Here is a 25573-nt window from a genome sequence, read left to right on the forward strand (position 1 = left end):
CAACCTCCTTTTTTATTTTGATGTCGATTTACAAGTTATTGATATCGCAAACTCACAGCTAACCTCAGATGAAAACAAAAGATGTTAGAAGTCATTTTCAATATCATAAAATTGTCTACAACATACAGCTTTATAATATCATATTTCCTAGTCTATGGCAAATAAAATGGCTTATTTTTTTATTCTAAATTTAAAATAAATATTTTCCAAAAACACAATAATTTTCTGACTATTTAACTTGTTTTGTTAGATGTATCAAAGAGTTATAGGTTACATACTATATTTTGTAGTTTTAATATATTAATTTAAATTAACTCTACATGTATATTTTGCTGTTCACAGACAAAAACTTGTCTCTACTGTAAGATACAATTTTTTTGATTCATTATCCATTTTTTCAATAATTTACTCTCCAGCTCGTTGGCTTTAAATTACATCTAAATCAATAAAAAGCTCTATGAAATCTTTAAAAATTCTAGCTAGTTCCTCGCTCTAAAAATAGCTATCTCTATTTTGAACAGAATGAAATAGATAGCAAGGAACCTTCTATAAAGAAAAACTTTCTGTCTACTTTATTCCCCCTAACTGTGCTATACTTAATTTAGTACATTCTTTGAGATCGGAGCTAGTATGAAAATCCATAAAACTGTGAATCCTGTTGCCTATGAAAACACCTATTACCTGGAAGGTGAAAAATACCTCATCGTTGTCGACCCTGGTAGCCATTGGGAAGCTATTCGTCAGACAATAGAGAACATCAACAAACCTATCTGTGCTATTCTCTTGACCCACGCCCATTATGACCATATCATGAGTTTAGACCTAGTTCGCGAGACTTTTGGAAATCCTCCTGTCTATATCGCAGAGAGTGAAGCCAGCTGGCTCTACACCCCTGTCGATAATCTCTCTGGGCTTCCTCGCCACGATGATATGGCAGATGTGGTCGCAAAACCTGCAGAGCACACCTTTGTCTTTCATGAAGAATACCAACTAGAGGAATTTCGTTTTACTGTCTTGCCAACTCCTGGTCACTCTATCGGTGGTGTTTCTATCGTCTTTCCTGATGCTCACCTAGTCTTAACAGGGGATGCTCTTTTCCGAGAAACAATCGGACGGACCGACCTTCCGACTGGTAGTATGGAGCAACTCCTTCATAGCATCCAGACCAAACTCTTCACCCTGCCAAACTATGACGTCTATCCAGGGCATGGTCCAGCTACTACTATTGCTCACGAAAAGACCTTCAATCCTTTTTTCTAGCTAGCAAAAAACCAAGGAATTTTTTATCCTTGGTTTTTGTGTACTGCTATTCAATTCTCCATTCTTTGATTTTAGAATCTAGTCTAGTATTGAACTTCATAGAACATTAGTTAGCTGACTCAAATTCTTTCCATTCAAATTTAGCTAAATCAAGTTCATTAGAAGAAATCCCTAAGATTTGCTCTGGCTTTTGATCACTACCAATTTGAAAGATTCCTTCTTTAATCTTCTGTACTCCGTCTTTATCAAAAGCATATAGACTTAAGTTCATTTCTGGTCGTGTTGACTGCCAGTCTGCATATCTGACTTGACCATTTTCATAGATAACTAAACTGGAACGAAAACCACCTGCAGAAGCTACATAAGCTGTATGAAGCAACTTGGGTTGTTTATTCTCTAAATAGTAAATGGCCCCTATATATTTTTTATCTCCAATAATCAATTCATCCTGACCATCCTTATTTAAATCAGCAAACACATAATGAAGACTAGCTGGTTTATCGTAGGTGCTTAGTGTAAAGATATAGCCATACTCTTCAGAAAAAATCTTGTTCTGTTTCAACTTTTCATACAAGGATTCTCGGTCGCCACTACTTAAAAGTGCCTGATAGTGATTGTACCGCTCTATTACTTCCTTGTACAAATCTTTTCCTGTTTCGCTTTTCGTTTCCATTGTTGTTGACGGCGTTGCCATTGAAGAACTTGTACTAGTTTGGCTCTCTGACTTCGTAGAGCTTTCCTTCTGTTCCTCTTTGGTAGAAGATGATTGTGTTGCCGAAGGTTCTATTTTTTCATCTTTTTTGTTTGCACCACAAGATGCTAAAACAAAAATAGTAAGAATAACTGAAAATATCATTAAAAATTTCTTCATATTAACCTCTCTAACCCATCCTATATAGATTTACGGATTTTAGTATTAGATTCGATTCATTACCAAATAATCACGCGGTCTTCTGGTGAACGCCACATACCATCTCCTTCTTTGACATCATAGGTTGTAAAGAAATCATCGAAGTTTGGTACTTGCACATTGACACGGAGTTTGGCTGGTGCGTGCACATCGACACTAGCCAAAAGTTTCATAAATTCTGGACGACCTTTCATGCGCCAGATGCGACCGAAGTTGTAGAAAAATTCTTCTGCTGAGAAGTCTGGTTCTCTCTTAGCTGCTTCAAGAGCTGCGGCGATTCCTCCCAAGTCAGCCACGTTTTCTGACACAGTCAATTTACCGTTGATGGTTGCACCATAAGAATCCTGTCCATCAAATTGGTCAATAACTTTTTGTGTTTTCTCCTTGAAGGCAGCATAGTCGCTCTCTGTCCACCAGTCCTTGAGGCTACCATTTTCATCAAAGGAAGCTCCGTTAGTATCAAAGGCGTGGGAAATTTCATGGGCAATAACTGCTCCAATACCACCGTAGTTAGCAGAAGATGACTGATGCAAGTCATAGAAAGGCGCCTGTAAAATAGCTGCTGGGAAGACAATCAAATTCTTCTGAGGATTGTAGTAGGCATTGACCATGTGAGCAGGCATTCCCCACTCCTTATAGTCAACAGGCTGGTTCCACTTACTCCAACTGTGCTTGATTTCCACACGCGCAAAGGCCAGAGCATTATCAAAAAGACTAGCATTTTCATCCACTACCTTGTCCTTGTAGCGTTCTGGCAATTCTTCTGGGTAACCGATGTAAGGCTTGATAACATTGAGTTTGACGATGGCCTTGTCACGAGTTTCAGGAGTTAGCCAGTCATTTTTAGCCAAGCGTTCCTTATAGACATCAATCATGGTTGCCACTTTTTTCTCCACATCTGCCTTGGCCTCTGGAGAGAATTTTTCATGGGCATACCAGAGACCCAAGGCTTGTTTGAAAGGACCTTGTGCTAGCTGGTAGGCTGCCTTGACCTTGTCTTTGGCTTCTGGAACTCCTGAAAGCGCACGGCTATAGGCACCTGACAAAACACGAATTTCTTCTGTTAAATAGCTGGTTGAGAGATTGACAACACTTAAAATTAAGGTTGCCTTGAGGAGAGGCCAAGCCTCTTCACTATAGAATTGGTCTGCTGCTTGCCAGAAACGTTCCTCGTCTACGATAACCTTGTCTGGTACTTGTCCAAGAACGGCTTGGAAGAAGTCATCCAAAGGTAGGGCAGGCGCAAATTTCTTGAAATCTTCGTAATCATATGGATGGTAAAGTTTAGCATACTCTGAACTTTCTTCATTAGAAAGCACCACTGCTGCAATTCGGCGATCCAATTCAAGTCTTTTCTCAAGCAAGTCTTCAATTTCTGCATCAGAGAAATCATAAGCCTTGAGAAGATTTGCGCTGCTTTCTTTCCAAAGAGTCAAGAGCTCTTCGCGCTGAGGATGGTCTTCTGCATAGTAGGTCGTATCTGGCAGGATCGTGCTTGGAGCACTGGCCCATAGAACATTGATTCTTGCATCCATAAAGTCTGGCGATACACCAAAAGGAAGGAAGTTAGGTTTTCCTGCAAGTTCAAACTCTGCTAGTCTAGCTGTAAAATCCGCAAAAGTCTCCAACTCTTGGAATTCTTTAAGGAGTGGTAAGACAGGTGTGATACCGTCAGCTTCTCTCTTATCAAAATCACGAACTAGGCGGTGGTATTTGACAAAGTTTGCCAAGATAGCATCCTCAGGCACCTCTTCTCCTGCCAACCACTTGTCTGTTGTCGCCAGCATCAAGTCTTCAATTTCCTGGTCTAAATCAACAAAACCTCCCGTTTGAGACTTATCTGCTGGGATTTCAGCTGTCTTCTGCCATTCTCCATTGATGGCATCATAAAAATCATCTTGATAACGTGTCATCTTGTTCTCGCTTTCATTTTTTAAGTTATTGCTAGCTTAACAAAAATTGCTTGGGAATGCAATTAAAAATGGACTTTCCTTTTCCATCATTTTTCAGTTATTATTTTAAATTTTTCAAAAATTAACTTGACTTAATTTTTTTTTTAAGGTATATTAAGAGGCAGGAGGAATACAACTGTATGATACGTATCGAAAACCTCAGTGTCTCCTACAAAGAAACATTGGCACTTAAGGATATTTCACTAGTGCTCCAAGGACCAACAATTACCGGTATCATTGGTCCAAACGGTGCTGGGAAATCAACATTATTAAAAGGTATGCTGGGAATTATCCCACATCAAGGTCAGGCATTTCTCGATGACAAGGAAGTTAAAAAATCCTTACACCGAATTGCCTATGTCGAACAAAAAATCAATATCGACTACAACTTTCCCATCAAGGTCAAGGAATGCGTCTCGTTAGGACTCTTTCCCTCTATCCCTCTCTTTCGCAGTTTAAATGCTAAACATTGGAAGAAAGTGCAAGAGGCCCTTGAAATCGTCGGTCTAGCTGACTACGCTGAACGGCAAATCAGTCAACTGTCTGGAGGTCAGTTCCAGCGGGTCTTGATTGCCAGATGCTTGGTGCAAGAAGCCGACTATATCCTCTTGGATGAACCCTTTGTTGGGATTGACTCTGTTAGTGAGGAAATCATCATGAATACGCTGAGAGATTTGAAAAAAGCTGGCAAGACGGTTCTCATCGTCCACCACGACCTCAGCAAGGTTCCCCACTACTTCGATCAAGTCTTGCTTGTCAATCGAGAAGTGATTGCCTTTGGTCCAACCAAAGAAACCTTTACCGAAGCCAATCTCAAAGAAGCTTACGGTAATCGACTCTTTTTCAATGGAGGTGACCTATGATTGCAGAATTTATCGATGGATTGCAAAAATTCCATTTCTTACAAAACGCCTTGATAACAGCCATTGTCGTCGGGGTCGTAGCTGGAGCTGTGGGATGTTTCATCATCCTACGCGGGATGTCACTCATGGGAGATGCCATTTCACATGCTGTCTTACCAGGTGTAGCCCTCTCCTTCATCTTGGGCGTTGACTTCTTTATCGGAGCCATTGTCTTTGGATTGCTAGCTGCCATCATCATTACCTACATCAAGGGAAACTCGATTATCAAAAGCGATACCGCCATCGGCATTACCTTTTCTTCTTTCTTAGCCCTCGGTATCATCTTGATTAGTGTCGCTAAAAGTTCAACTGACCTTTTCCATATCCTTTTTGGTAATATCCTAGCCGTCCAAGATACGGATATGTTTATTACTATCGGTGTTGGGGCAGTCATTCTCTTGTTAATCTGGATTTTCTTCAAGCAACTCTTGATAACTTCCTTTGATGAACTCTTGGCCAAAGCCATGGGAATGCCTGTCAATTTCTATCACTACCTTCTCATGGTACTCCTGACTCTCGTGTCTGTGACAGCCATGCAAAGTGTCGGAACTATCCTGATTGTAGCCATGCTGATTACCCCAGCTGCAACTGCTTATCTTTATGCTAATAGCCTGAAAAGCATGATTTTCCTTTCCTCAACCTTTGGAGCTACTGCTTCAGTTTTGGGGCTCTTTATCGGTTATAGCTTTAACGTTGCGGCAGGTTCTAGTATCGTGCTTACAGCCGCTAGTTTCTTTCTCATTAGCTTCTTTATCGCTCCAAAACAACGATATTTGAAACTAAAAAATAAACATTTGTTAAAATAAGGGGTAAAGCCCCAATAAATTGGAGGATCTAATGAAAAAATTAGGTACATTGTTGGTTCTTTTTCTTTCCGCCATTGTTCTCGTAGCATGTACTAGCGGAAAAAAAGATGCAGCTTCTGGTCAAAAACTAAAAGTTGTTGCTACAAACTCTATCATCGCTGATATCACTAAAAATATTGCTGGTGACAAGATTGATCTTCACAGTATCGTTCCTGTTGGTCAAGACCCACACGAATACGAACCACTCCCTGAAGACGTTAAGAAAACATCTCAAGCTGATTTGATTTTCTATAACGGGATCAACCTTGAAACAGGTGGCAATGCTTGGTTTACAAAATTGGTAGAAAATGCCAAGAAAACTGAAAACAAAGACTACTTTGCAGTCAGTGAAGGCGTTGATGTTATCTACCTTGAAGGCCAAAACGAAAAAGGTAAAGAAGACCCACACGCTTGGCTTAACCTTGAAAATGGGATGATCTTTGCTAAAAATATCGCAAAACAATTGAGCGCTAAAGACCCTAGCAACAAGGAATTCTACGAAAAAAATCTTAAAGAATATACTGATAAGCTAGACAAACTTGACAAGGAAGCTAAGGAGAAATTTAACAACATCCCTGCTGAGAAAAAACTCATTGTAACCAGCGAAGGATGCTTCAAATACTTCTCTAAAGCCTACGGTGTCCCAAGTGCCTACATCTGGGAAATCAATACCGAAGAAGAAGGAACACCTGACCAAATCAAGACCTTGGTTGAAAAACTTCGCCAAACAAAAACTCCTTCCCTCTTTGTAGAATCTAGTGTGGATGACCGTCCAATGAAAACTGTTTCACAAGACACAAACATCCCAATCTACGCACAAATCTTTACTGACTCTATCGCAGAACAAGGTAAAGAAGGCGACAGCTACTACAACATGATGAAATACAACCTTGATAAGATTGCTGAAGGATTGGCAAAATAATCTAGATATTGGTTTATCTATTACTAGATTCTTGTCTCTCTTTACATTACTTCTAATATTAGCTTTGTTAGTTCTATCTCTAGCTACAAAACAGCGTTTATAAGAATAAAGATTTCTTAAATCAGTACGAACAAAGTGAGTTTTTACCAGATATTTCTCACTGTAGTGGTATCCTAGATAAGAACTTTGATCTTATCTAGGACGGAATTTTTGAGACCTAAGGCTCAAAAATTAGGGATGAAATTCCGAAGGAAGTTGCTCCCGTCCGCACTACCTTCGAGAAATATCATATAGATAAAAAATCTGAAAAACGTCATTCTCACATGAGCTGGCGTTTTTTCTATATCCATATTTCCGGTCAAATCATTGGAAAATTCCGACTGTTTCAGCTAAAATGGAAGAAAAATGATTGGAGTATCCTATGGTAACTTTTCTCGGAAATCCTGTGAGCTTTACAGGTAAACAACTACAAGTCGGCGACAAGGCACTTGATTTTTCACTTACTACAACAGACCTTTCTAAAAAATCTCTGGCTGATTTTGATGGCAAGAAAAAAGTCTTGAGTGTCGTGCCTTCTATCGATACAGGCATCTGCTCAACTCAAACGCGTCGCTTTAACCAAGAACTGGCTGGACTGGACAACACGGTCGTCTTGACTGTTTCCATGGACCTCCCTTTTGCCCAAAAACGTTGGTGCGGTGCTGAAGGTATTGAAAATGCCATCATGCTCTCAGACTATTTCGACCATTCCTTTGGACGTGATTATGCCCTCTTAATCAATGAGTGGCACCTATTGGCACGCGCAGTCTTTGTCCTCGATACTGACAATACTATTCGCTACGTTGAATATGTGGACAATATCAATTCTGAGCCAAACTTCGAAGCCGCAATTGCAGCTGCTAAAGAACTAAATTAGAAGCCATTGTGGCAGATAGCTAGAGAAATCTAGCTTTTTTTGATATACTAGATAAAGATATTAGACAAGAGGAAACGAATGACCCCGAATAAAGAAGATTATCTAAAGTGTATTTATGAAATTGGCATAGATTTGCATAAGATTACCAACAAGGAAATTGCGGCTCGTATGCAAGTCTCTCCCCTGCCGTAACTGAAATGATTAAACGGATGAAGAGCGAAAATCTCATCCTTAAGGACAAGGAATGTGGCTATCTACTGACTGATCTTGGACTCAAACTGGTCTCAGAGCTCTACCGTAAGCATCGCTTGATTGAAGTTTTTCTAGTCCATCATTTAGACTATACGAGTGACCAGATTCACGAGGAAGCTGAAGTCTTGGAACATACTGTATCTGAGCTATTCGTGGAGAGACTAGAAAAATTGCTTGGATTCCCCAAGACCTGCCCTCACGGAGGAACTATTCCCGCCAAGGGAGAACTCCTGGTTGAAATCAATAACCTGCCACTAGCTGACATCAAGGAAGCTGGCGCCTACCGCCTGACTCGAGTGCACGATAGTTTTGACATTCTCAATTATTTGGATAAGCACTCACTTCACATCGGTGACTGTCTCCAAGTCCAGCAGTTTGATGGCTTTAGCAATACCTTCACTATCCTCAGTAAAAACGAGGATTTACAAGTAGGTATGGACATTGCCAAACAACTCTATGTCGAAAAAATCAACTAATTTCTCAAGTACCCCAACCACCCCTGAAAATTTTATTTTCAGGGTTTTATTTCTATCATTTGATTTTACTTTCATTTAGTTGTATAATATTTGTTAAAAAAAAGAAAGATATTTTAATATATGAAAAAATCACTAAAAATTTTTGCGACATCCAAATGGTTTGACCTCTTCGGGGTTGCTTTGGTCGTTGGGATTGCAATTGCATCTGGTTACCTCAACTCCCGCCTCGATAAATTTGTAGACTGGGGACCATGGACAGCTCTTGTACCCTTTGGATTGATTTCCGTAACCAACGTTGGGATTTCCATGTTGTCCACTCGTTTCACGGGAAAATTAAGCAAATGGGGAAATTACTTTGGTATTGTTAATACCATTTTGTCCGGTGCTATTGATTATATCCTTGGAAATAAGGCAGCCATCATTACCTATCCCGTCACCTTCCTCATTTATACCTTTGCTATTAAGAAATGGGAAGCTTCGCAAGAAGGCAGACCCAACCAAATGAGCCAAAAACAGCTAAAATTGGCGGCCATCATCATTTCAATCATCGCCTTCCTCTTTGCCTTTGTGACAAACTATATCGGCTATGGAGGAAAGATGAATCTCCTTGCCTACGTAACAACTATTGCCTTTGCATTGTCCCTCATTGCCAATGCTTTTAACGCATTGAAACTAACAACTCAGTGGGGCTTTTGGTTGATTTACAATTTTGTGCAGCTTACAAAGGCTGGTATTCAAGGAAACTTTGCCAATATCGGAAAATACATCTTCTATATCCTCAATGCAATCGGAGCTTTATTTGTCTGGAATGATGAAGAAGTAAGATAATAGAAGAAAACTTAAATAAAAAAACAAGTCGACTTAAGAGAATCTCCCTTCTGCTATTTTTATCATTTTACTTGTAACTCCCATTCTTTTGGAGTAGAATGAAGCTAGATAAAAGAGGGAGGTCATCTTATGAAAAATCTCTTTAGAATCCATTTTATAGCAATTGCAGTCATCGATTTGCTACTATTTGCATTTTTTAGCACTAGACCCGAGACAGCTTTCGACCGGCTCTTGCTCACTGGTTTTATTTTCCTCCTTACTCAAGGACTTCTGTTATTTCGCTTGCTTGTCCGACTCAAACATCAATTCTCTGAGATTTATCCTCAAATCAATAAAAAGATTCGCTTCTACTATTTAGGAGTTCTCTCCATTGATTTTCTATTTTTTGTCCTCTTAGCCTTCATTAGTTCTCAGCGTTTTTACTCTCTTATGCCAATCATCACTGCTTGTCATTCTACTTTATATTATATGACGGCTGACTACCTAAGAGAACACTATCCAGATTTTTACGATAAACACATCTCTTTATGGGAGTGTCTCTAAGGAAAAGGAGGTTTTAGCATGAAAAAAATCATCTTCATCAAAAGCATTCAACTCCTTGTCATTGATGGAATCATGCTGGCATTTTTGACATTTAAAGAGGGGCTTACTTGGGATTGGATTTTGATTTATAGCGGTTGGCTCATTTTCTTTCATCCTGTGCTATTGACCTATCTTTCTAACCAACTTTGTGACCACTTTAGTCACCTCTATTCCCAGATTAGACCGAGATTCTGGCGTTTTGCCTTACAAAGCCTCTTATGGGATATCTTGATGATTCTCTCCTTGCTGTTTTTAAGGGGTATCCCACTTTTCCTTCAGGGAACTCTCCTCGTCCTAGGACATCTCGTCCCTTCCTATCGCATCTGCCAAAGCCTGAAAAGAGATTTCCCCAAGGCCTATCAAGAACCGATTTCATTTTGGAGTATTTTGTAATAGATAAGAAAAACCAAGCCGACTGGGCTTGGTTTTTCTTATCTATTTTTAGTATCAAGGATAATGGTAACTGGACCGTCATTGACCAGTTCAACCTGCATATCCGCTCCAAAGATGCCTGTCTGAACGGGTACTTCTTGCGCTAATTTTTGATTGAATGCATCATAGAAGTCTGATGCCATATCAGGCTTGGCTGCACCTGTAAAGGCTGGACGATTGCCTTTCTTAGTATCCGCAAAGAGGGTAAACTGAGAAATAGAGAGGATTTCTCCTTCAATATCTTTGACAGACAGGTTCATCTTGCCTTCTGCGTCTGAAAAAATACGCATGTTGACCAGTTTTCTCACAGCATAGTCCAAATCTTCCTCTTGGTCTTCTGGTCCAACACCAACCAGCAATAAGAGCCCCTGATTGATTTTTCCCTGAATCTGACCTTCGATACTAACTTGGGCTTTTGTAACCCGTTGGATAATGATTTTCATAATAGCCTTTCTAGTAAGAGCTCGGGCAATTAGCCGTTGGTCCGTTTGACAGAGTAAACTTCTGGTACACTCTTAATCTTGTCCACGACCGTGGTCAATGTAGAGAGGTTGGCAATGCCGAAAGACACATGGATATTAGCAAACTTCATATCCTTGGTTGGTTGAGCATTGACCGTTGAAATATTCTTGGTTGTGTTTGAAAGAACTTGCAGTACATCATTCAACAGTCCTGTACGGTTGAGACCGTAAATATCGATATGGGCCATATACTCCTTACTTGAGCTAGAGTACTGGTCTTCCCACTCCACATCAAGGAGACGTTGCTCGTAGTTTTCTTGGGCGCGCAGGTTCATACAGTCCACACGGTGAATAGCCACACCACGCCCCTTAGTGATATAGCCAACAATATCGTCACCAGGAACAGGATTACAACACTTGGCAATCCGCACTAGGAGACCTGAGGCTCCTTCAATAACCACTCCACCCTCATGCTTAACCTTGAGGGTTTCTTTGTTCTCAACCTTGACCTCGCCACCTTTGACAAGCTCTTCTGCTTCCGCCTTGGCCTTGGCACGTTCTTCCTCACGGCGTTCCTTTTCAGTCAGACGGTTAAAGACGGTAATCGCACCGATTTCTCCAAAACCAATGGCCGCAAAAAGGGATTCTTCTGTCTTGTAGCTAGTCTTTTGCAAAACTTGGTCCATGTGACGCTTGTCCATGAATTTATTGGCCACATAGCCGTTTTCTTGGAACTGGGCCATCAACATTTCACGACCCTTGTTGACAGATAATTCCTTGTCTTGGTTTTTAAAGAACTGACGAATCTTGTTACGCGCCTTGCTGGTCTTGACCATATTGAGCCAGTCACGGCTTGGCCCAAAGGAGTTGGGGTTGGTGACAATTTCAACCTGATCCCCTGTCTTGAGCTTGGTTGTCAGTGGAACCATACGACCATTGACCTTGGCACCCGTCGCTTTCTCCCCAACTTTTGTATGGATTTCATAGGCAAAATCAATCGGTCCTGAATCTTTTGGAAGAGAGCGGACAGCTCCATCTGGGGTAAAGACGTAAATCTCCTCAGCCAGATAGTTTTCCTTAACAGAATCCACAAATTCCTTGGCATCATCAGCCTGGTCTTGGAGCTCCATCATCTCCTTGATCCAGTTCATACCAATAGCTGATTCCTTGCTGTTGACCTGCCCCTTAATGCCTTTCTTATAAGCCCAGTGGGCCGCAACCCCATACTCAGCGACCTCGTGCATTTCCTTAGTTCGAATCTGGAACTCAATAGGCCCTTTTGGCCCATAGACAGTCGTATGGATAGACTGATAACCATTGGCCTTGCGGTTAGCGATATAGTCTTTGAAACGACCTGGCATTGGTTTCCAAAGCTCATGTACATAACCAAGCATGGCATAAACATCACTTTGAGTATCCAAAATACAACGAATGGCAATCAGGTCATAGATTTCCTCAAAACGTTTTCTCTTATCCTGCATTTTGCGGAAAATCGAGTAAATATGCTTGGGACGACCATAAATCTTCCCTTTCAAGTGACGATCCGTCGTATATTCCTCTAATTTTGTAACTACCTCATCCACCAAGGCTTCACGCTCTCTGCGTTTTTCCTTCATCATATGGGTAATCTTGTAAAACTCCGTTGGATTAAGATAACGGAAAGATAGGTCTTCCAATTCCCATTTAACGCTAGAAATCCCCAGACGGTGGGCAAGCGGCGCATAGATTTCCATAGTTTCTTTGGAAATACGCTCCTGCTTGTCTTTTCGAAGATGTTTCAGGGTCCGCATATTGTGTAAGCGGTCAGACAGTTTAACCAAGATAACGCGGATGTCCTCAGACATGGCCATGAGCATCTTGCGATGATTTTCAGCCAACTGCTCCTCAATTGATTTGTACTCGACCTTACCAAGCTTGGTAACCCCATCAACGATTACCCGCACGTCAGGGCCAAACTCTCTTTCCAAATCATCCAGAGTCGCTTCTGTATCTTCTACCACGTCATGCAAGAAACCACAAGCTACCGTTACAGCATCCAGCTTGAGCTTAGCTAAAATACCTGCCACTTGGATGGGGTGAATAATATAAGGCTCACCTGATTTGCGATATTGACCACTATGGCATTCCACCGCGTAGACCAAGGCCTTATGGACAAAATGGACATCCTCTTCCGTTAAATATTCTTTGGTTAAAGCGACAACTTCTTCGCCTGTTAAATTCACTTCTTTCGGCATCTCTACTCTCCAATTCTTCCTACCATTTTATCACTTTTTTAAGAATATGAAAACTAGAAAATTCCCTCTCAATCAATCCACATCTCAAAAAACACTGCCAGATTTCTCTAGCAGTGTTTTAAGTTTCTTTTATCTTAGTAAACCGTTCTTTCAGTTTCTACATCGAAGAAGTGTGCTTTGTTCAAGTCAAATCCAAGTTCAACTGTTGCACCTGTTTGCAAGTAGTCACGAGCATCAACTTTGGCAACAAATTCATCTTTACCAACTTGGCAGTAAAGGTGAGATTCTGAACCAAGCAATTCTGATACTGAGATAGTAGCTTTGACAACTGATTCTGGGAATGTTTCAAGGAAAGCAGGTTCTGCATTCACGTCTTCTGGACGGATACCGAAGATTAATTCTTTACCTTCGTAGCCTTTTTCACGAAGAACTTTCAAAGCACCTTCTGGAACTTTCAAACGGAAACCGTCAGAAACAATTTCGCTACCAACCAATTTCACATTGATGAAGTTCATAGCTGGGCTTCCGATGAAGCCTGCTACGAATTTATTAACTGGGTTTTTGTAAACTTCTTGAGGAGTACCGATTTGTTCTACACGTCCGATAGTACCTGTACCAGCAGGGTTCTTAGTTGCTGACATGATAACGATACGGTCTGCCAGTGTCATCGCTTCTGTTTGGTCGTGAGTTACGTAGATAGTTGTAGCTCCGATACGACGGTGGATTTTCGCAATTTCAGCACGCATTGATACACGAAGTTTGGCATCCAAGTTTGACAAAGGTTCGTCCATCAAGAACACTTTTGCATCACGGACGATTGCACGACCCATGGCAACACGTTGACGTTGACCACCTGAAAGGTCAGCTGGTTTACGTTCCAAGAATTCTTTCAATCCAAGGATTTCAGCTGCTTCTTGCACACGTTTGTCGATGTCTTCCTTGCTGTATTTACGCAATTTCAAACCGAAAGCCATGTTGTCATAAACAGTCATATGTGGGTAAAGAGCGTAGTTTTGGAATACCATGGCAATGTCACGGTCTTTTGGAGCTACGTCGTTGACAACCACGCCATCGATAGATGCAGTTCCTTCTGTGATATCTTCAAGACCAGCAATCATACGAAGAGTTGTTGATTTACCACATCCTGAAGGACCTACGAAAACGATAAATTCTTTGTCTTTGATGTCCAAGTTGAAGTCTTCAACTGAGTAGTGTTCGCTGTTTGGATATTTTTTGTAAATATTTTTAAGATTCAATTCTACCATGAGGTGAACTCCTTTTGTCTTTTGATAGTTTTATTATAGATGAAAACGCTTTACTTTTCTATGGCAAGATGACCAAAAAAATAAAAAAGTTCTGTGCAACTTGCACAAAACTTTATAAAATATCTGGTAAAATCAATTGATAACACAGGGTCAAGTCAGTCAATTCCTTCAACTGAAGCCCTGTCAATTCTTCCCATTTATCAATCTTGTATTGAAGAGAATTACGGTGCAGATAGAGTTGCTGGGCTGTTTTAGTTAAGACAGCACTATTTTCCCAAAGAGAGAGAATGATTTCCTGAATCTGGTCCTGATCCAAAATCATCTGGTGTAGACACTCCTTGATTGCCTTCAAGTTCACGAGTCTTTCTCCCATACTCCAAAGATAGAGCTGAGAAAAAGTATGGACACCTTGGTGACCCTGACGCCACCAAGTCTTAAATAAATCCCGCTCTGCTTTGATTAAGTCTGATAGGGTTTGATGTCCTGTCTGAGACCAAACCTGTCCTAACATGATAGACAGACGCAGTCCAAAGTCATACTCAACCGCTTCAATCGTATCACTTAAAATAGCTCGTACAGACGTGTACTTATCTTGTTGAAGCACGAAAACATAATCCTGAGCTCCGACCTGAATCACAGTCTGACAGTTCGGAAAAAGAGTCCGCATCATATCCAGCCAAGAGGATAGATTTTCCTGTTGAAAATAGGATAAATGACAATAGACCAATTGAATCTTTTTAAAAATTTGGGGAGCTTGTCCCTTTCCTTCAACCAAATAAGAATACCAAGGATTGGTAGAATTGCCTTGCTTTTCCTGGGTCAAAAGGGCAACCAGCTGCTTTTCACGCTCGCTGAGCCCAGCTTCCTCCAGCAAAATCCACTGCTGAGAAGCTAAAGGGAGTGTGAGATAGCCCTCTTTCTCTACTGGTTGGTCTGAAATCCGAGCTTCAGGAAACCAGTCTTGTAGTTCTTTTGCCATCATGTCCTAGTCCTCCACTTTTTGGATACACCACGAAATCAAGCTCTCAAGACGTTCCAGATTTTCAGTCATATGGAGATAGCCCATGACTGCTTCAAAACCTGTGGACATACGGTAAGTTACCACATCGGCATTTTTGGCCTTGGTGTGACTATTGGTATTGCGGCCACGTTTGTAGATTTCTTCTTCTTTTTCCGTTAAGACCTGCTCATCCAACATAAGAGAAATCAGGCGAGCCTGAGCTTTGGCTGACACATACTTGGTCGCTTCTTGGTGAAGTTTATTGGGTTTGGTCATACCTTTGAGGATGAGGTGACGGCGAATATACATAGAATACACCGCATCCCCCTCAAAGGCTAGCGCAATCCCGTTAATGAGATTGACATCAATCACGTGTCCACCTCACTCCATCTTTGGTGTCAAGGAGCTTAATCCCTTGAGCAGCCAATTGGTCACGAATATGATCCGCTGTCGCAAAGTCACGATTAGCACGCGCTTCTTGGCGTTTTTGGATCAAGTCTTCAATCTCTGCATCCAAAACTTCCTCAATAAAGACAATTCCAAAGACCTCTAACATAGCTGCAAGAGCTTCCTTAACACTTGCATCATAGTTACCTGAGTTAATCCATTTGGCCATTTCAAAAACAACTGTGATACCGTTGGCAGCGTTAAAATCTTCATCCATAGCTGCTACAAACTTGTCTTTAAAGGTTTGTAACTCTTTGACATCCACTTTTCCTGTAAACGGTTGCTCATAAGTGTTCTTCAAATACTTGAGATTGGTCTCGGCATCGCGAACTGCTTTTTCCGTAAAGTTGATAGGCTTACGGTAATGTTGTGTCGCAAAGAAGAAACGAAGCACTTGACCATCAAGAGTTTTGAGGGCATCATGAACAGTGATAAAGTTCCCCAAAGACTTAGACATCTTGACATTATCGATATTGACAAAGCCATTGTGCATCCAGTAGTTGGCAAAGGTCTGACCTGTTTTGGCTTCTGACTGGGCAATTTCATTGGTGTGGTGTGGAAACTCTAGGTCGGCTCCACCACCGTGAATATCAATGGTATCACCTAAAATCTCTGTCGACATGACTGAACACTCGATGTGCCAGCCCGGACGACCAGGTCCCCAAGGACTGTCCCAAAAAATCTCGCCTGATTTGGCAGATTTCCAGAGGGCAAAGTCTACAGGATTTTCCTTACGACCTGTTTCTTCATCGGTACGACCTGAAGCACCCAGCTCCAAATCTTCCAAGGTTTTATTAGCCAATTTGGCATAGTTGTGAGATTTTTCCACACGGAAATAGACATCTCCTTGACTCTCGTAGGCAAAGCCTTTTTCAATCAAGTCTTCCACAAAGCGGATGATGTCAGCCATAAACTCCACCACACGAGGATGGCGGGTCGCAGGTTTGACGCCCAAGGCTGTCACATCCTCACGAAAGGCAGCGATGTACTTGTCCGCAACCTCCTGAGGCGTGATACCTTCTTCCTTGGCACGGTTGATAATCTTATCATCCACATCCGTAAAATTGGAAATATAGGCAACCTCGTACCCACGATACTCAAAATAGCGACGAATGGTATCAAAAGCCACTGTTGAGCGGGCATTCCCCACGTGGATATAGTTGTACACGGTTGGCCCACAAACATACATCTTGACCTTGCCGTCCTCAATCGGGACAAACTCTCGCAAATCACGAGACATGGTGTCGTAAATTTTAATCATAAAATAATAGTCAGGAAAACCAAAATCCAAGAACAGTTAGTTTCATTACTAAGAATTCAATTGAATTTCAGTCCGAATATCTCTACACTTCGGAATCCCTTGCTCCTTTCTAAAAAGTAAAAGAAGAATCAAATAAATGCAAGAAAAGGGCTGACAGTCGCCCTTTTGCTTTACGACCTACTCAGTCGAATATCGTCTTTTAAAAAATGTTAATAGATAAAAGAATCATCATAAATTAGAGCCCAGACGATCTGTGACTGGCTTCTTTAGCCTGCTCAAGTTTATTAACGTAGTACTCTCGTCTTTCTTCAACTTCATGAATCGTTGGCTCATCCTTCTGTCCATGAACTCGGACGATCTTAGCAGGAATTCCAACCACTGTCACATCACTTGGAACATCTGCAACAACTACTGCTGCTGCACCGACTTTGGCATTTTCACCGATTTCAACGGGTCCAATGACTTGGGCATGAGCGGATATAAGCGCTCCTTTGCGAACGGTAGGATGGCGTTTGCCACAGTCTTTCCCTGTTCCCCCAAGAGTCACTCCATGATAAAGGAGAACACCTTTTTCAACAATCGCTGTCTCCCCAATCACCAAACCAGAGCCATGGTCGATAAAGACCCCTGAATCGATCTGGGCACCTGGATGAATCTCAATCTGAGTCCAAAAGCGCCAAAACTGACTGTGCATACGAGCCAAGAGTTTGAAGCCATGCTTCCAGAGAAAATGCGAAAGACGGTGGGCCGCCAAGGCCTTGACACCTGGATAAGTCAGCAAAACCTCCAAAGTGGTGCGGGCCGCTGGATCATTTTCTTTTACGATATCAATGGTTTCGCGCCACCATCCCATACATTTCTCCTTTTCTTATTCTAAATCTTTTGGTGTTTCTGTAAATTCTTTCTTAGGTTTGTGGTCCTTGTGATGACGTGGGCGGTGAGGTCTCTCAGACTTTTCGCCTTTTTCATCACGTTCAGGTTTTGGAGGACGAGGAAGAAGAGCTTTCATAGAAGCATCCACACGTCCTTTTTCATCAATCTTGATAACCTTAACATCAACTTCATCCCCGATTGCTACCAAGTCTTCGACATTATTGGTACGCGTCCATGCCATCTCAGAGATATGAACAAGGGCATCTGTCTTATCAAAGAGGTTGACAAAGGCACCAAATTTCTCGATACGAACGACTTTAGCACGGTAAACTTCGTCCACTTTCGCTTCACGAACCAAACCAGCAATAATTTCTTTAGCACGGTTGATGGCATCTTGGTCACTAGAGTAGATAGATACATTTCCTTCTTCGTCGATATCAATCTTAACGCCTGTTTCAGCGATAATCTTGTCGATGGTTTCTCCACCCTTACCGATGACAATCTTGATCTTGTCCACATCAATCTTGATGGTATCAATTTTCGGAGCAGTTGGAGCCAATTCTGGACGAACTTCTGGAATGGTTGCTTCAATCACATCAAGGATTTCAAAACGCGCTTTCTTGGCTTGAGCAAGTGCTTCTGTCAAGATTTCTGCAGTAATCCCTTGAATTTTGATATCCATTTGTAGGGCTGTAATCCCGTCACGAGTACCAGCAACCTTAAAGTCCATGTCTCCAAAGTGGTCTTCCAAACCTTGTATATCTGTCAAGACTGTATAGTTGTTTCCATCTGAGATGAGACCCATGGCGATTCCTGCTACTGGCGCCTTGATTGGCACACCACCAGCCATAAGTGCAAGCGTTCCCGCACAGATAGAAGCTTGAGATGAAGAACCATTTGATTCCAAGACCTCAGCTACCAAGCGGATAGCATATGGGAATTCTTCCAAGCTTGGCAAAACTTGAGCAAGGGCACGCTCACCGAGAGCACCGTGACCAATTTCACGACGACCTGGCGCACCGTAACGACCAGTTTCCCCTACAGAATATTGAGGGAAGTTATAGTGATGCATAAAGCGTTTCTTGTACTCAGGATCCAAGCCATCGATGATTTGAGTTTCCCCCATCGGAGCCAAGGTCAAGACTGAAAGAGCCTGAGTTTGACCACGAGTGAAGAGACCAGAACCGTGTACACGAGGAAGGAAGTCAACAACCGCATCCAAAGGACGGATTTCATCGACCTTACGACCATCAGGGCGAACCTTGTCTTCTGTAATCAAACGACGCACTTCAGCGTGTTCCATTTGTTCCAAGATTTCAGCAACATCACGCATGATACGGTCAAATTCTTCATGATCTGCATATTTTTCTTCGTAAACAGCAGTTACTTGATCCTTAACTGCTTGTGTTGCAGCTTCACGTGCCAATTTTTCTTCTACTTGAACTGCCTTTTGAAGGTCGCTGTTGTAGGCTGCGATGATTTCAGCTTGCAATTCAGCGTCCACATGAAGCAATTCTACTTCTGCTTTTTCCTTACCAACTGCAGCAACGATTTCTTCTTGGAAGGCAATCAATTCTTTAACTGCTTCGTGCCCTTTAAGGAGAGCTTCCAACATGATTTCTTCTGACAATTCTTTAGCACCAGATTCTACCATGTTGATGGCGTGTTTGGTACCAGCTACTGTCAATTCAAGGAGAGATCGCTCTGCTTGTTCTTGACTTGGGTTGATAATGATTTCACCGTTGACATAGCCCACCTGTACCCCAGCAATTGGTCCATCAAATGGAATATCTGAAATGGAAAGTGCCAAGGATGAACCAAACATAGCTGCCATTGGTGCAGATGCATTTTCATCATAAGAAAGCACGGTGTTGATGACCTGTACTTCATTACGGAAACCTTCCGCAAACATGGGACGGATTGGACGGTCAATCAAACGCGCTGTCAAAGTCGCATCTGTTGAAGGACGTCCTTCACGCTTCATAAAGCCACCAGGAAACTTCCCAGCCGCATACATTTTTTCTTCGTAGTTGACTTGGAGAGGGAAGAAATCTCCAGTTGCCATTTTCTTAGACATAACGGCCGCAGTCAAGACAGTTGACTCACCGTAACGCACGACAACAGAACCATTTGCCTGCTTAGCAACCTGACCAGTCTCTACGATTAACTCACGACCCGCAAAAGTCGTTTGAAACACTTGTTTTGTCATTTTAATCCCCTTTGGATTGATGAAATTATACGCCTTGCCTACAAAGATCAAGATATTTTGGACGGTTCGGCTTGCCGAACATTTCTGTAGAAAAATAGGAAGATGACGCCGCACTCGATGAGTGCTAGGAAGCTTATCTTTTTTCCTAAGAAATGAGGTCAAAATTCAATTAAGAATCTTTGATAGCGTGAAATATCTTTTAAATACTCACTCTGTTCGTGTTTTTTGAAACACACATTATCAGATTTTGTTTAAAAAATAATCAACTTTAAACAAACTTCTACAACCTAAATACCCTCATCTTTGTATCAAGTACGTACAGAGTCTATTTTATCATATTTTTCTTAAAAAGTACGGTCTTTACCATTAAAAAGGAACCATTCCCCTCACCTGAGAAGAATGGTTTGCTTTTTATTATCCTAGAGACTGATGATTAAACAAGGCATGGGTTGCTTGATGAATGTATTTTGCTGTTTCAGCATTGTTCATAGTGTAGAGATGCACTCCGGCAACATCCTGAGTTACCAAGTCCACGATTTGGTCCACCGCATAGGCAAGTCCTGCTGCTCTGAGCGACTCAGGGTCATGCTCATACTTGTCTAAGATGGCTTTAAATTTGCGTGGAAGGTGGATATTCTCACAAGTCTTCAAGAGGCGGAGAGCCTGATTTCGATTCAGAATTGGCATAATCCCTGCATGAATAGGAACATCAATCCCAGCCAAAATGCACTTGTCTTGGAAATCATAGAAGCGCTCATTGTCAAAGAAAAGCTGGGTTACAAGGCTCGAACAGCCTGCATCTACTTTCTTCTTAAGATTTTGAATATCTGAAATCTGATTTGGTGAATCTGGATGACCTTCTGGATAACAAGCACCGACAATATCAAAGTGAGGGGCTTGTTCCTTGATGAACTCGATCAAGTCAGTTGCGTAGCGGAAATCCTTTTGTGGTTCCACATCTGGAATAATATCCCCACGAAGAGCTAAGATTTTCTGCACCCCAACCTTGTCCAAGTCTGCAATAGTTTCAGCAACCTTGTCCTTAGTCAAATAGATGGCTGGCAAGTGGGCAATAGTCGGAATCGCTAAATCATTTTGGATAAAGTCAGCCAAACGGACCGTCGTTTCCTTGATATTAAATTTATTATTGCTGGCAGTTACACTGATAAAGTGAGGGGCCAACTCCTGCATATCTTGAAGAGCAGAAATAATGTTATCATTACCCACGGCTGGGTTGGGAGGGAACACTTCAAATGAGAGTGACGGTGTTTGGCGTGACATAGTCATTATCCTTTTCTAGTTGATTTTTTCGTTAGCTGGATTCCTAGAATCCAAGTGAAACAGGCAGATTGACCAAACAGCGCTTATTGAGAAATTCTTATCTTACAATTTCTCACGCGCAGCTTTAGCTGCTTCAACAAGGCGGATCAAGCTTTCTTTTGTTTCTGGAATACCACGTGTTTTCAAACCACAGTCAGGGTTGATCCAAACTTTCTTGCTTGGCACTTTAGCAAGGATGGCTTCGATTGTGTGGTCGATTTCGCCTTCATTTGGTACACGAGGTGAGTGGATATCGTAAACCCCAGGTCCCACTTCTGTTTGGAAGTTTTTCGCTTTGAGTTCGTCCAAGATTTCAAGATTTGAACGGCTAGCCTCAAATGAGATAACGTCCGCATCCAAGTTGTCGATAGCTGGGATGATATCTGTAAATTCTGAGTAACACATGTGAGTGTGGATTTGTGTATCTGGTGCTACTGTTGAGTGTACCAAGCGGAAGGCAGGAATTGCCCAGTCAAGGTAGTCTTCATACCAGTCGCTACGACGGAGTGGCAATTTCTCACGAAGAGCAGCCTCGTCGATTTGGATGATTTTCACACCGGCAGCTTCAAGATCAAGCACTTCATCCTTGATAGCAAGGGCGATTTGAAGAGTTGAATCCTTGATAGAGATGTCTTCACGTGGGAATGACCAGTTGAGGATGGTAACAGGTCCAGTCAACATACCTTTAACAGGTTTGTTTGTACGGCTTTGTGCATAGCTAGACCATTTAACAGTGATAGGGTTAAGACGAGTGACATCACCCCAGATGATTGGTGGTTTCACCCCACGCATACCGTATGATTGTACCCAACCATTTTTAGAGAAGAGGTAACCTGACAAGTTTTGACCGAAGTACTCAACCATGTCGTTACGCTCAAATTCACCGTGAACAAGGACATCAAAATCGATATCTTCTTGCCATTTGATCCATTCGTCAATTGTTTCAGCAAGGAAAGCGTCGTACTCTTCTTGAGACAATTCACCTTTACGGTAAGCCAAACGTTTCGCACGAACTTCTTTTGTTTGAGGGAATGAACCGATAGTTGTTGTTGGAAGAGCTGGAAGTTTGAAAGCTTCTTCTTGGATAGCTTCACGTTCTGCAAAAGCTGGCAAACGAGTGTAGTCTGCGTCTGTCAAGCCAGCGATACGCGCACGAAGTTCTGCATTTTCACCCACACGCTCAGTCGCAAAGAGTTCTTTGTTAGCTGCAAGAGCTTCTGCTCCTTGACCATTGCGGATAGCATCCAAGTCACGGATTTCGTCTAATTTTTCAACCGCAAAAGCAAAGTGGTTCAAGATAGCTGGTTCAAATTCTTCATTAGCTGTTGTGAAAGGCACATGAAGAAGTGAGCATGAGCTAGTCAAAACAATGTTTTCAGCTGGAATTTGCTCAAGAACAGCCAGGCTCTTTTCGTAGTTGTTACGCCAGATGTTTTTACCATTGACAATACCTGCATAGAGAGTCTTATCTGCTGGGAAACCACCTTTAACGAGTTCAAGAGTTTTCTTACCTTCAACGAAGTCAAGACCGATAGCATCAACTGGCAAGTTTACAAGATCAGCGTAAACGTCACGAACGTCTCCGAAGTAAGTTTGAAGCAAGACTTCAAGACCTTTTTTGTCAGCCAAGAGTTTGTTGTAAAGGTTCAAGAAGAGAGCTTTTTCTTCAGCTGTCAAGTCTTTTACAAGAGCAGCTTCATCCAATTGGATGCGAGTTGCACCAAGTTCAGCCAATTTAGCAAAAACTTCTTGGTAAGCAGCTACTAAGCTGTCTACGAAGTCCTCTGCTTTCACTCCTTCTTCAAAGTCTGACAATTGAAGGAAAGTGAATGGACCTACAAGAACAGGACGAGTGTTGAGACCAAGTTCTTTAGCTTCTTGGAACTCATCGAAAATCTTGTGACCTGCAAGTTTAACTTGAGTGTCTTTTTCAAATTTAGGAACGATGTAGTGGTAGTTGGTGTTGAACCATTTCTTCATTGGAAGGGCGCGAACATCCCCTTTTTCTCCTTGGTAACCACGACCCAAAGCGAAGTAGCGCTCGAGGTCAGACAAGTCCAAGTTTTGAACGGAAGCAGGCACCACGTTGAAAAGGAAAGCTGCATCTAGGAAGTTGTCATAGTGAGAAAAGTCATTTGATGGGATTTCAGTGATGCCTTTTTCTTTGACAATGTTCCAGTGTTTAGCACGCAAGTCTTTTGCGGCTGCAAGGAGTTCTTCTTCTGAGATTTCTTTTCTAAAATATTTTTCAGTTGTAAATTTTAATTCGCGGAATTCGCCCAAACGAGGGAAACCGATGATTGTAGTTGACATGATGTGTCCTCCAAAATTTGTTGTTGAAACTATCTTAACAGAAAAGAAATCATCTGTATAATTGTAAAAAATTAGGCTTTGATATAGTTTGAAACTATATCTCTGTTTTAGACAAAAGAAAAAGACCTGAGACAAATACCTCAAATCCTTTGTGTAGCTTGTTTTAAAGCCGTATTCCAGTTAGAATACTCAATCGCGTTATTAGTAATTCTTATAAGTGACTATGGCTTGTTATTAGAAAAGACTATAGGTTGATTTTTCTTTTGTAATTCTGATATTTCCCTGAAAAAGTGCGGACGGGAGGTAAAATTATCCAGTGGATGATTTTAGCCAACCAAGTAATTTCATCCCTATCAACCTTTTTTCTGTTCAAGTGGGACGACTGCTAGTGTCTTTCCTAAACTAGCTAGGACTTTTAAGACTGTGTCCAACTGAGGACTTGTCTTTCCTGTTTCCATCCTAGCTATGACAGGCTGGCTTACTCCACTAAGTTCTTCTAGCTTTTTCTGACTGATTCCTTGTTCATGCCTAGCCTCAATCAGCTCACTCATAATAGCCACTCGCATATCACTTTCAAGGATTTCCTCCTTGGTAAATAGTTCAGACCGGACATCCTTCCAATTACTCCCAATGGCACTATTCTTCATCACTTAACCCTCTTTCTTTTAAGTCCTTCAGTTCACGCTGTGCTTCTTAGAAATTATAACTTAAAAGTTATTAAAAGTACATCTGGACACTCATAAAAAGAAGACCTTATAATCATTCTAAAGGTCTCATTTTTATTATTCGAAAAAATTACGAGAAGAGTTATAAAGTACTGATAATTCTTACGTTTACTCTAGCTCTATCCCCTTCTCTCGGAGATTAGCTAAACACTCCTCATAGTAGGTAGCGTCATGTTCGCTGTATATAGGGTTAGTCAACTTCTCCTCTGCTAAATCTTCATAGAGAGGGCAGGTCTTGCCACGGTAGTTCTTGTCCAGCCACTCCGGGCTGACATTGTAGCCACGGCTAGCCATCTCCTCCATGATCAAGCGATGATAGGCATAGAGACGATAGGGCGAGTAGGTAAAGACATAGTCCACCGTCGCATGCTTTCTGCCCCAGCCATTGCCACGTAGGGCGCAACACTCTCGATGTTGCCCCAAAAGCTGAGGCCGGGGAAGTTGTGAAATCAAAGTCTCATGCCAAAGTCTCATGGGAATCTCCTTTCAGTAACGTTGAATGTTGCAAATAGGTATTTGGATAGCGTTCAAGCAAATCTCGAGTCTTAGCAATCACATCTTCCTTAGAAGCCTGGCCAAAGCGATAGTGATCCAGCAAGAGCATGTAGTCCTTGCGCTCAGCATCTGTCGCTTTCTTTTTAAAATAGCCCCAAATATGCTGAAAGGCATTGCAAACCTGACCCCTGTGTTCTGGGATTTGACAAGCACGGTTGATCAGTTCTTGAACCTGACTCACCTCCACCTCTTCATTCTTGAGATACTGACGAATCTCATTGTAAATATTGCTAGAATGACTCAAAACGAGGTATTTGTTTCTCGCCCAGAGTTGCTGGCAAAGGGCACGTTGGTTGTTATTATTCATATTTGAGATTATACCATGTTTACTCTATGATTTCCGCAATTTTTACATCGTAGATACTTTGAAGATTGAGCCAAGTTATCATCGAGATATTAGTGATCTTTGCTAACTTCCGAGCAATATCATTACTAATTGATTCCTCACCATTCACTAACTTATAGAGCTTCATTTCAGAAATTCCTAAACGCTCCGCAAATCCCTTTTGCGTTACGTTATAATCTTCAATCAACTCCTCAACATACTGACCTGGATGAAAAGCAATTAGGTCTTTGTATTCAACAATTTTATTAGTCATAGTGATTACTGACCTCCTCTATTTTTAGAATTTC

The 25573-nt window shown here is 41.6% G+C and carries 23 protein-coding genes and 2 pseudogenes; 9 read left to right on the forward strand and 16 right to left on the reverse strand.

All coding sequences use genetic code 11. From position 1 onward, the window contains the following. Nucleotides 1-630: 630 nt before the first annotated feature. Complete coding sequence (locus tag JJN14_RS07840; RefSeq protein ID WP_042750483.1) at nucleotides 631-1260, forward strand: MBL fold metallo-hydrolase; 630 nt, start codon at nucleotides 631-633, stop codon at nucleotides 1258-1260. A gap of 106 nt (nucleotides 1261-1366) precedes the next feature. Here JJN14_RS07840 and JJN14_RS07845 read toward each other — a convergent pair whose 3' ends face one another. Further along, nucleotides 1367-2131, reverse strand: a complete 765-nt coding sequence (locus tag JJN14_RS07845) for a hypothetical protein (protein ID WP_201058347.1) — start codon at nucleotides 2129-2131, stop codon at nucleotides 1367-1369. A gap of 59 nt (nucleotides 2132-2190) precedes the next feature. Next, nucleotides 2191-4083 carry an endopeptidase PepO gene (gene pepO, locus JJN14_RS07850; protein ID WP_201058348.1) on the reverse strand — a complete coding sequence of 631 codons (1893 nt, stop codon included), beginning with the start codon at nucleotides 4081-4083 and terminating at the stop codon, nucleotides 2191-2193. Between the two features lie 179 nt (nucleotides 4084-4262). Between pepO and JJN14_RS07855 the strand changes: the two genes are divergently transcribed. The 8 genes and pseudogenes from JJN14_RS07855 to JJN14_RS07895 all read left to right on the forward strand — a co-directional run bounded on the left by JJN14_RS07855 (nucleotide 4263) and on the right by JJN14_RS07895 (nucleotide 10238). Then, entirely contained in the window at nucleotides 4263-4985 is a 723-nt protein-coding gene (locus tag JJN14_RS07855) for a metal ABC transporter ATP-binding protein (RefSeq protein ID WP_000619164.1), read from the forward strand. Then, nucleotides 4982-5830 carry a metal ABC transporter permease gene (locus tag JJN14_RS07860; protein WP_201058349.1) on the forward strand — a complete coding sequence of 283 codons (849 nt, stop codon included), beginning with the start codon at nucleotides 4982-4984 and terminating at the stop codon, nucleotides 5828-5830. The genes JJN14_RS07855 and JJN14_RS07860 overlap by 4 nt, the downstream gene beginning before the upstream one ends. Nucleotides 5831-5861: 31 nt before the next feature. Continuing rightward, the gene (gene psaA, locus JJN14_RS07865) at nucleotides 5862-6791 is read left to right on the forward strand and encodes a metal ABC transporter substrate-binding lipoprotein/adhesin PsaA (RefSeq protein ID WP_201058350.1); all 930 of its coding nucleotides are present in this window, start codon (nucleotides 5862-5864) and stop codon (nucleotides 6789-6791) included. A 421-nt stretch (nucleotides 6792-7212) separates the two neighbouring features. After that, on the forward strand, nucleotides 7213-7707 hold the full coding sequence (gene tpx / locus JJN14_RS07870; protein WP_201058351.1) for a thiol peroxidase: 495 nt from the start codon (nucleotides 7213-7215) through the stop codon (nucleotides 7705-7707). A gap of 78 nt (nucleotides 7708-7785) precedes the next feature. After that, a pseudogene (locus JJN14_RS07880) lies at nucleotides 7786-8435 on the forward strand (metal-dependent transcriptional regulator). A gap of 120 nt (nucleotides 8436-8555) precedes the next feature. Further along, nucleotides 8556-9263 carry a nicotinamide mononucleotide transporter gene (locus JJN14_RS07885; RefSeq protein WP_000749110.1) on the forward strand — a complete coding sequence of 236 codons (708 nt, stop codon included), beginning with the start codon at nucleotides 8556-8558 and terminating at the stop codon, nucleotides 9261-9263. A gap of 129 nt (nucleotides 9264-9392) precedes the next feature. Then, nucleotides 9393-9806 (forward strand): hypothetical protein, encoded by a 414-nt coding sequence (locus tag JJN14_RS07890; protein WP_201058352.1) that lies wholly within the window; start codon nucleotides 9393-9395, stop codon nucleotides 9804-9806. Between the two features lie 18 nt (nucleotides 9807-9824). Then, nucleotides 9825-10238 carry a hypothetical protein gene (locus JJN14_RS07895; protein WP_081109311.1) on the forward strand — a complete coding sequence of 138 codons (414 nt, stop codon included), beginning with the start codon at nucleotides 9825-9827 and terminating at the stop codon, nucleotides 10236-10238. Nucleotides 10239-10276: 38 nt separating this feature from the next. Here the strand turns inward: JJN14_RS07895 and dtd are convergent, their stop codons facing one another. From dtd to JJN14_RS07965, 14 genes and pseudogenes are all read right to left on the reverse strand, one after another. After that, nucleotides 10277-10720, reverse strand: coding sequence for a D-aminoacyl-tRNA deacylase (gene dtd, locus JJN14_RS07900; protein WP_070479776.1), 444 nt, complete (start codon nucleotides 10718-10720; stop codon nucleotides 10277-10279). Between the two features lie 29 nt (nucleotides 10721-10749). Further along, nucleotides 10750-12972, reverse strand: coding sequence for a RelA/SpoT family protein (locus JJN14_RS07905; protein ID WP_201058353.1), 2223 nt, complete (start codon nucleotides 12970-12972; stop codon nucleotides 10750-10752). Between the two features lie 134 nt (nucleotides 12973-13106). Next, nucleotides 13107-14237 (reverse strand): ABC transporter ATP-binding protein, encoded by a 1131-nt coding sequence (locus tag JJN14_RS07910; protein ID WP_000229953.1) that lies wholly within the window; start codon nucleotides 14235-14237, stop codon nucleotides 13107-13109. Between the two features lie 112 nt (nucleotides 14238-14349). Next, a complete protein-coding gene (locus JJN14_RS07915; RefSeq protein ID WP_201058354.1) occupies nucleotides 14350-15219 on the reverse strand; it encodes a helix-turn-helix domain-containing protein in 870 nt (289 codons plus the stop codon). A gap of 3 nt (nucleotides 15220-15222) precedes the next feature. Continuing rightward, the gene (locus tag JJN14_RS07920) at nucleotides 15223-15609 is read right to left on the reverse strand and encodes a Mini-ribonuclease 3 (RefSeq protein WP_201058355.1); all 387 of its coding nucleotides are present in this window, start codon (nucleotides 15607-15609) and stop codon (nucleotides 15223-15225) included. After that, nucleotides 15602-16945 (reverse strand): cysteine--tRNA ligase, encoded by a 1344-nt coding sequence (cysS, locus tag JJN14_RS07925; RefSeq protein ID WP_201058356.1) that lies wholly within the window; start codon nucleotides 16943-16945, stop codon nucleotides 15602-15604. Before cysS ends, JJN14_RS07920 begins: the two co-directional genes overlap by 8 nt. A 235-nt stretch (nucleotides 16946-17180) precedes the next feature. Then, nucleotides 17181-17798: a serine O-acetyltransferase gene (gene cysE / locus JJN14_RS07930; protein WP_000539975.1), complete on the reverse strand. Its 618-nt coding sequence runs from the start codon at nucleotides 17796-17798 to the stop codon at nucleotides 17181-17183. A gap of 15 nt (nucleotides 17799-17813) precedes the next feature. Further along, nucleotides 17814-20027 carry a polyribonucleotide nucleotidyltransferase gene (gene pnp / locus JJN14_RS07935; protein ID WP_201058357.1) on the reverse strand — a complete coding sequence of 738 codons (2214 nt, stop codon included), beginning with the start codon at nucleotides 20025-20027 and terminating at the stop codon, nucleotides 17814-17816. 414 nt (nucleotides 20028-20441) lie between these two features. Further along, complete coding sequence (gene metF, locus JJN14_RS07940) at nucleotides 20442-21308, reverse strand: methylenetetrahydrofolate reductase [NAD(P)H] (protein WP_000089967.1); 867 nt, start codon at nucleotides 21306-21308, stop codon at nucleotides 20442-20444. Nucleotides 21309-21410: 102 nt separating this feature from the next. Beyond that, nucleotides 21411-23660 carry a 5-methyltetrahydropteroyltriglutamate--homocysteine S-methyltransferase gene (gene metE, locus JJN14_RS07945; protein ID WP_201058358.1) on the reverse strand — a complete coding sequence of 750 codons (2250 nt, stop codon included), beginning with the start codon at nucleotides 23658-23660 and terminating at the stop codon, nucleotides 21411-21413. Between the two features lie 353 nt (nucleotides 23661-24013). Beyond that, complete coding sequence (locus tag JJN14_RS07950; RefSeq protein WP_185776784.1) at nucleotides 24014-24307, reverse strand: helix-turn-helix domain-containing protein; 294 nt, start codon at nucleotides 24305-24307, stop codon at nucleotides 24014-24016. 186 nt (nucleotides 24308-24493) lie between these two features. Then, a complete protein-coding gene (locus tag JJN14_RS07955) occupies nucleotides 24494-24859 on the reverse strand; it encodes a TIGR02328 family protein (protein ID WP_201058359.1) in 366 nt (121 codons plus the stop codon). Continuing rightward, the gene (locus JJN14_RS07960) at nucleotides 24843-25247 is read right to left on the reverse strand and encodes a YbgA family protein (protein WP_201058360.1); all 405 of its coding nucleotides are present in this window, start codon (nucleotides 25245-25247) and stop codon (nucleotides 24843-24845) included. Before JJN14_RS07960 ends, JJN14_RS07955 begins: the two co-directional genes overlap by 17 nt. Nucleotides 25248-25269: 22 nt before the next feature. Next, nucleotides 25270-25539: pseudogene (locus JJN14_RS07965) on the reverse strand (HigA family addiction module antitoxin); the annotation flags it as partial. Nucleotides 25540-25573 lie beyond the last annotated feature (34 nt).

This window comes from Streptococcus mitis, assembly GCF_016658865.1.
Taxonomy (GTDB): domain Bacteria; phylum Bacillota; class Bacilli; order Lactobacillales; family Streptococcaceae; genus Streptococcus; species Streptococcus mitis_BT.

Bases quoted from the DNA above. Each gene is read 5' to 3' on its own strand.
- JJN14_RS07890 (WP_201058352.1), top strand. From the start codon at position 9,393: ATGAAAAATCTCTTTAGAATCCATTTTATAGCAATTGCAGTCATCGAT.
- cysS (WP_201058356.1), bottom strand. From the start codon at position 16,945: ATGATTAAAATTTACGACACCATGTCTCGTGATTTGCGAGAGTTTGTC.
- JJN14_RS07960 (WP_201058360.1), bottom strand. From the start codon at position 25,247: ATGAATAATAACAACCAACGTGCCCTTTGCCAGCAACTCTGGGCGAGA.
- JJN14_RS07950 (WP_185776784.1), bottom strand. From the start codon at position 24,307: ATGAAGAATAGTGCCATTGGGAGTAATTGGAAGGATGTCCGGTCTGAA.
- dtd (WP_070479776.1), bottom strand. From the start codon at position 10,720: ATGAAAATCATTATCCAACGGGTTACAAAAGCCCAAGTTAGTATCGAA.
- JJN14_RS07905 (WP_201058353.1), bottom strand. From the start codon at position 12,972: ATGCCGAAAGAAGTGAATTTAACAGGCGAAGAAGTTGTCGCTTTAACC.
- JJN14_RS07845 (WP_201058347.1), bottom strand. From the start codon at position 2,131: ATGAAGAAATTTTTAATGATATTTTCAGTTATTCTTACTATTTTTGTT.
- JJN14_RS07885 (WP_000749110.1), top strand. From the start codon at position 8,556: ATGAAAAAATCACTAAAAATTTTTGCGACATCCAAATGGTTTGACCTC.
- JJN14_RS07955 (WP_201058359.1), bottom strand. From the start codon at position 24,859: ATGAGACTTTGGCATGAGACTTTGATTTCACAACTTCCCCGGCCTCAG.
- JJN14_RS07915 (WP_201058354.1), bottom strand. From the start codon at position 15,219: ATGATGGCAAAAGAACTACAAGACTGGTTTCCTGAAGCTCGGATTTCA.
- tpx (WP_201058351.1), top strand. From the start codon at position 7,213: ATGGTAACTTTTCTCGGAAATCCTGTGAGCTTTACAGGTAAACAACTA.
- pnp (WP_201058357.1), bottom strand. From the start codon at position 20,027: ATGACAAAACAAGTGTTTCAAACGACTTTTGCGGGTCGTGAGTTAATC.
- JJN14_RS07855 (WP_000619164.1), top strand. From the start codon at position 4,263: ATGATACGTATCGAAAACCTCAGTGTCTCCTACAAAGAAACATTGGCA.
- JJN14_RS07840 (WP_042750483.1), top strand. From the start codon at position 631: ATGAAAATCCATAAAACTGTGAATCCTGTTGCCTATGAAAACACCTAT.
- JJN14_RS07910 (WP_000229953.1), bottom strand. From the start codon at position 14,237: ATGGTAGAATTGAATCTTAAAAATATTTACAAAAAATATCCAAACAGC.
- JJN14_RS07895 (WP_081109311.1), top strand. From the start codon at position 9,825: ATGAAAAAAATCATCTTCATCAAAAGCATTCAACTCCTTGTCATTGAT.
- metE (WP_201058358.1), bottom strand. From the start codon at position 23,660: ATGTCAACTACAATCATCGGTTTCCCTCGTTTGGGCGAATTCCGCGAA.
- metF (WP_000089967.1), bottom strand. From the start codon at position 21,308: ATGTCACGCCAAACACCGTCACTCTCATTTGAAGTGTTCCCTCCCAAC.
- JJN14_RS07860 (WP_201058349.1), top strand. From the start codon at position 4,982: ATGATTGCAGAATTTATCGATGGATTGCAAAAATTCCATTTCTTACAA.
- cysE (WP_000539975.1), bottom strand. From the start codon at position 17,798: ATGGGATGGTGGCGCGAAACCATTGATATCGTAAAAGAAAATGATCCA.
- pepO (WP_201058348.1), bottom strand. From the start codon at position 4,083: ATGACACGTTATCAAGATGATTTTTATGATGCCATCAATGGAGAATGG.
- psaA (WP_201058350.1), top strand. From the start codon at position 5,862: ATGAAAAAATTAGGTACATTGTTGGTTCTTTTTCTTTCCGCCATTGTT.